Consider the following 2,500-nt stretch of genomic DNA (forward strand, 5'->3'; position numbering starts at 1 on the left):
ATCCTTAGAAAGGAGGTGATCCAGCCGCACCTTCCGATACGGCTACCTTGTTACGACTTCACCCCAATCATCTGTCCCACCTTCGGCGGCTGGCTCCTAAAAGGTTACCTCACCGACTTCGGGTGTTACAAACTCTCGTGGTGTGACGGGCGGTGTGTACAAGGCCCGGGAACGTATTCACCGCGGCATGCTGATCCGCGATTACTAGCGATTCCAGCTTCACGCAGTCGAGTTGCAGACTGCGATCCGAACTGAGAACAGATTTGTGGGATTGGCTTAACCTCGCGGTTTCGCTGCCCTTTGTTCTGTCCATTGTAGCACGTGTGTAGCCCAGGTCATAAGGGGCATGATGATTTGACGTCATCCCCACCTTCCTCCGGTTTGTCACCGGCAGTCACCTTAGAGTGCCCAACTGAATGCTGGCAACTAAGATCAAGGGTTGCGCTCGTTGCGGGACTTAACCCAACATCTCACGACACGAGCTGACGACAACCATGCACCACCTGTCACTCTGCCCCCGAAGGGGACGTCCTATCTCTAGGATTGTCAGAGGATGTCAAGACCTGGTAAGGTTCTTCGCGTTGCTTCGAATTAAACCACATGCTCCACCGCTTGTGCGGGCCCCCGTCAATTCCTTTGAGTTTCAGTCTTGCGACCGTACTCCCCAGGCGGAGTGCTTAATGCGTTAGCTGCAGCACTAAGGGGCGGAAACCCCCTAACACTTAGCACTCATCGTTTACGGCGTGGACTACCAGGGTATCTAATCCTGTTCGCTCCCCACGCTTTCGCTCCTCAGCGTCAGTTACAGACCAGAGAGTCGCCTTCGCCACTGGTGTTCCTCCACATCTCTACGCATTTCACCGCTACACGTGGAATTCCACTCTCCTCTTCTGCACTCAAGTTCCCCAGTTTCCAATGACCCTCCCCGGTTGAGCCGGGGGCTTTCACATCAGACTTAAGAAACCGCCTGCGAGCCCTTTACGCCCAATAATTCCGGACAACGCTTGCCACCTACGTATTACCGCGGCTGCTGGCACGTAGTTAGCCGTGGCTTTCTGGTTAGGTACCGTCAAGGTGCCGCCCTATTCGAACGGCACTTGTTCTTCCCTAACAACAGAGCTTTACGATCCGAAAACCTTCATCACTCACGCGGCGTTGCTCCGTCAGACTTTCGTCCATTGCGGAAGATTCCCTACTGCTGCCTCCCGTAGGAGTCTGGGCCGTGTCTCAGTCCCAGTGTGGCCGATCACCCTCTCAGGTCGGCTACGCATCGTTGCCTTGGTGAGCCATTACCTCACCAACTAGCTAATGCGCCGCGGGTCCATCTGTAAGTGGTAGCCGAAGCCACCTTTTATGTTTGAACCATGCGGTTCAAACAAGCATCCGGTATTAGCCCCGGTTTCCCGGAGTTATCCCAGTCTTACAGGCAGGTTACCCACGTGTTACTCACCCGTCCGCCGCTAACATCAGGGAGCAAGCTCCCATCTGTCCGCTCGACTTGCATGTATTAGGCACGCCGCCAGCGTTCGTCCTGAGCCAGGATCAAACTCTCCGATAAAAAGTTTGACTGACTACGCACATCACTGTGCGATTTATAAAAAATGAATTAACAGGTACGTTTTGTCTTGTTTAGTTTTCAAAGATCATTTTGTTTGTGCGCTTTGTTAAAGCAACTTTATTAGTATATAACGTTACTTCTTCAAAGTCAACAACTTTTTTTAAAAACATTTGGTGGAGCCTAGCGGGATCGAACCGCTGACCTCCTGCGTGCAAAGCAGGCGCTCTCCCAGCTGAGCTAAGGCCCCATTGAAATGGTCGGGAAGACAGGATTCGAACCTGCGACCCCATGGTCCCAAACCATGTGCTCTACCAAGCTGAGCTACTTCCCGATTGTCTATTCCATTAAAATAATGGCGCGCCCGAGAGGAGTCGAACCCCTAACCTTTTGATCCGTAGTCAAACGCTCTATCCAATTGAGCTACGGGCGCAAAATTTAATGCCGAGGGCCGGACTTGAACCGGCACGGTAGTCACCTACCGCAGGATTTTAAGTCCTGTGTGTCTGCCAATTCCACCACCCCGGCGTGGATGGTATAGTTGGAGCGGAAGACGGGATTCGAACCCGCGACCCCCACCTTGGCAAGGTGGTGTTCTACCACTGAACTACTTCCGCAGACAGGATGTCCAGTTTTGATAACTGTTATCCTATATAATGCGGGTGAAGGGACTTGAACCCCCACGTCATAAAGACACTAGATCCTAAGTCTAGCGCGTCTGCCAATTCCGCCACACCCGCGTAAAAATGGTGAGCCATGAAGGACTCGAACCTTCGACCCTCTGATTAAAAGTCAGATGCTCTACCAACTGAGCTAATGGCTCTTCTTAGAAGAGACTTGAGTATTATATCATATAAAAGTGGTGCCGGCAAGAGGACTTGAACCCCCAACCTACTGATTACAAGTCAGTTGCTCTACCAATTGAGCTACACCGGCAAAATGGTG

The 2,500-nt window shown here is 52.1% G+C and carries 9 tRNA genes and 1 rRNA gene (1 of these 10 only partly in view); all 10 read right to left on the minus strand.

Going from position 1 to position 2,500, the window contains the following annotated elements:
- Positions 1-8: 8 nt before the first annotated feature.
- Positions 9-1,558 (minus strand): 16S ribosomal RNA (locus BV11031_RS18415).
- 171 nt (positions 1,559-1,729) lie between these two features.
- Positions 1,730-1,805, minus strand: a tRNA-Ala gene (locus BV11031_RS18420).
- 7 nt (positions 1,806-1,812) lie between these two features.
- Positions 1,813-1,889: transfer RNA gene (locus BV11031_RS18425), tRNA-Pro, on the minus strand.
- Positions 1,890-1,911: 22 nt separating this feature from the next.
- Positions 1,912-1,988, minus strand: a tRNA-Arg gene (locus BV11031_RS18430).
- 9 nt (positions 1,989-1,997) lie between these two features.
- Positions 1,998-2,083, minus strand: a tRNA-Leu gene (locus BV11031_RS18435).
- A gap of 14 nt (positions 2,084-2,097) precedes the next feature.
- Positions 2,098-2,172 (minus strand) — tRNA-Gly (locus BV11031_RS18440).
- 40 nt (positions 2,173-2,212) lie between these two features.
- Positions 2,213-2,295 (minus strand) — tRNA-Leu (locus tag BV11031_RS18445).
- 7 nt (positions 2,296-2,302) lie between these two features.
- Positions 2,303-2,378 (minus strand) — tRNA-Lys (locus tag BV11031_RS18450).
- 37 nt (positions 2,379-2,415) lie between these two features.
- A tRNA-Thr gene (locus tag BV11031_RS18455) sits at positions 2,416-2,491 on the minus strand.
- Positions 2,492-2,495: 4 nt separating this feature from the next.
- A tRNA-Val gene (locus tag BV11031_RS18460) sits at positions 2,496-2,500 on the minus strand; it runs 71 nt beyond the window's last position.

It is taken from the genome of Bacillus vallismortis, assembly GCF_004116955.1.
In the GTDB taxonomy this organism is placed as follows: Bacteria; Bacillota; Bacilli; order Bacillales; family Bacillaceae; genus Bacillus; species Bacillus vallismortis.